Source organism: Luteibacter sp. P4_D7_3 (assembly GCF_056401735.1).
In genome coordinates, this window is record NZ_JBFUIT010000509.1 from 1 (window position 1) to 1,749 (window position 1,749).

The window sequence follows — 1,749 nt, forward strand, 5'->3', positions numbered from 1 at the left end:
TGCCAGGGCATCGACATCGTTCCCGACATCGGTTTCAGCCAGCCCTGGATGTTCGGCGCGATGCCGCCGGTGACGATGAGGCCGACACCGCCGCGGGCGCGCTCGGCGAAGAAGGCGGCGAGCTTGTCGTAGTCCCCGGCCTTGTCCTCCAGGCCCGTGTGCATGGATCCCATGAGCACGCGGTTGCGCAGCGTGGTGAATCCGAGGTCGAGCGGGGCGAGGAGGTGCGGATAGGACACGGCGGGATCCGGGTTCAAACGATCGTTCGAATGATCCACGTAACCGCCGTCCGGGGCAAGGGCGACAGCACCAATAGGGCTCCGGACCAGTGGCGTTACGGCGTGTATCACGGCGTTTACAAAAGAAGGGGGCCGTTCAGTTTGCGAAATCGGGGAAATCCGCATGGGACGGGGGTCTCTCGGCAGGCGCGACACCGGGCACGCAACTTGCTCTCTCTTGTGACCCGGAACGTTGGCAGGGCGTCCGGCTTTCCCGCAGAAACAGGGGTTTCGCGTCGCTCACAGGAGACTCTCCCATGCGTAAGACTCTTATCGCCACGGCGATCTGCCTCGCTATCGGATTCGCACTGCCGGCCATGGCCGACGATACCCAGACGGGATCGTCAGGCGCATCGGCCCAACGTAAATCGATTGCCGTGCAGTACTCAGACAGCTCGACATACTCGGACAGCTCGACCCACTCGTGGGCCGATAGCTCGACCCACTCGAACACCAACACCACGTCCGGATCGTTCAACACCACCAATGCCATCGCCAATGGCGTATTGAACGGAACGGTCAGCGGTGTCACGACATCCGGTAACGGCAATGTCGCCTCGAACTGGGGCAACGCCAATGGCGGCAAAGGCGGTTCGGGCGGTGACGGCTACGGCGCCAAAGGGTATGGCGGCAAAGGCGGATCCGGTGGTGATGGTGGCAACGCGCGTGCTCGTGGCGCTGTCGGTGGCGACGGCTCGTCCGACAACGGCAGCGCCGGGTCCATGAGCGCATCGGCCGGTGGCAGCGCGCACGGCAACGGCGGCGACGCCTCCGGCGACGGCGGCAATGCACGGTCGCGTGGTGCCGGTGGCGGCGCTCCAACGGGTGGCTCAACGGCTAGCACGGGTGGCGGAAGCGCCAGCACGGGCGGTGCCGGCACGTCTGGTGATGCGACCGCGACGGCGACTGGCGGCGCAGCTACCGGCGGAGCGGGCGGCGAAGCCCTTGCATCGGGCGGCGCAGGCGGAGCGGGTGCGGCCGGCGGTAGCGGCACGGGCGGCAACGGCAATGGCGCAAGCGGCGGTACCGGCGGCAACGGCGGCTCGAACAACGTCAACGCCGGTGACTTCAACATGTCGAACAGCTTGAGTGGTGCAGGTGCGGGCGCAGCCGGCATCAGCAACTTCGCGCAGAACAGTGGCGCGGCGTCGTTGATTCAGCAGGGTGTGAACGTCCAGGCCAACCTCAGCGTAGGCAGCGCTCCGTAAGGCAAGCAAGAACGAAAGCGACGGGAACCACGGAGCGCCTCGCGCGCTCCGTGGACATCCAAAAGGAACGAACGTCCTTGCTGGAGAACACCCATGCCGAACCACCCGATTCACCGCGTGCCCGTTGCACTGGCTGCGATCTTCGCTGCCTGCGCGAGCATGGCCGCATACGCCACACCGCCCCCCGGAGAGGAGCCTCCACCGTCTTTCGGCGCGGCCACCCCGGTCGATCAACTGAAGGACATGAGCGGCGGTACCAACAC

General features: G+C 66.1%; 2 protein-coding genes. One reads left to right on the forward strand and one right to left on the reverse strand.

Annotated features, from left to right (window positions below; all coding sequences use genetic code 11):
- On the reverse strand, nt 1-257 hold a 257-nt coding region (locus AC1DSN_RS22140), incomplete at its 3' end, for an oxidoreductase (RefSeq protein WP_477332938.1).
- Nucleotides 258-535: 278 nt separating this feature from the next.
- On the opposite strand from AC1DSN_RS22140, the gene AC1DSN_RS22145 reads away from it, so the two are divergent.
- On the forward strand, nt 536-1,486 hold the full coding sequence (locus AC1DSN_RS22145) for a hypothetical protein (RefSeq protein ID WP_477296545.1): 951 nt from the start codon (nt 536-538) through the stop codon (nt 1,484-1,486).
- Nucleotides 1,487-1,749 lie beyond the last annotated feature (263 nt).

Coding starts and splice junctions, on each gene's coding strand:
- AC1DSN_RS22145 (WP_477296545.1), top strand. CDS start 536: ATGCGTAAGACTCTTATCGCCACGGCGATCTGCCTCGCTATCGGATTC.